An 856-nucleotide genomic window follows, 5' to 3' on the forward strand; every position below is an offset into this window, starting at 1 on the left:
AGGTCGACATGTACGGCGAAACAGCCGTCTCCGAACTGAGGTACCGGCGCCCTCTGATGTCGCGGTGAATCCGGCGGGCCGGGAATTCGTCCTCGTACGAAGGGGGCGCACCGGTCGAGGATTTCCCGTTCCGTCGCCTCCCTCTCGCGCGAAAGGATGACCGGGCACGGCCGCCGCGCCGACGTTGGGCTCATGCCGCTGCCGAACGGCTGCCGGATGGCAGAGTTCGAGGGCCGGGTCACATCGTGGCCGCGGACGGTACCGGAATCGCGGTTCCGTGAAACGGATGTAAGGAATCTGCACCATGGCAACAGGCACCGTGAAGTGGTTCAACGCCGATAAAGGCTTCGGGTTCATCGCGCAGGACGACGGTGGGCAGGACGTCTTCGTCCACTTCTCCGCCATCCAGACCAGTGGTTTCAAGGAGCTGCACGAGGGCGACAGGGTCGAGTACCAGACCACCCAAGGGCCCAAGGGGCCGCAGGCGGAGAGCGTCGTCGTCCTGCAGTAGCGTCTTTCGGCGGCTTGGCCCGGTGGTCGTCCCGGGCCAAGCCCGCCCGCCCCGGTGCGGCAGTGGCGTCCGGGACTCGCCGAGGGCCTCTGTCACCAGGGGGCGACGGCGCGGACGACGGTGACCAGCAGACGGTTGTCGTGGATCCGGTAGCGGACGATGACGAAGCGTCCGATGTTGACGGTCCGGAGATTCCTGTCGCCGCGGACGGCGGCGGAGCAGTGCCCATAGGGATCCCGGCCGATATGGCCGGTGATCTCTGTCTTCACCTGGGCGCGCACGGCCGGGCTGAGTGCGGCGAGGCCGTTCTCGGCCTCGGGGCTGTACCGGATCTGATACCGGTTC

General features: G+C 67.3%; 2 protein-coding genes. One reads left to right on the plus strand and one right to left on the minus strand.

The features are described from left to right. The first annotated feature begins 304 nt into the window (after nt 1-304). Nucleotides 305-511: a cold-shock protein gene (locus tag FF041_RS36955; RefSeq protein ID WP_153527121.1), complete on the plus strand. Its 207-nt coding sequence runs from the start codon at nt 305-307 to the stop codon at nt 509-511. A gap of 92 nt (nt 512-603) precedes the next feature. Here the strand turns inward: FF041_RS36955 and FF041_RS36960 are convergent. Next, nucleotides 604-856: type II toxin-antitoxin system RelE family toxin (locus tag FF041_RS36960; protein ID WP_153527173.1), on the minus strand; the 253-nt coding region annotated here is incomplete at its 5' end.

Origin of the sequence: Streptomyces jumonjinensis (assembly GCF_009600885.1) — a bacterium.
Classification (GTDB): domain Bacteria; phylum Actinomycetota; class Actinomycetes; order Streptomycetales; family Streptomycetaceae; genus Streptomyces; species Streptomyces jumonjinensis.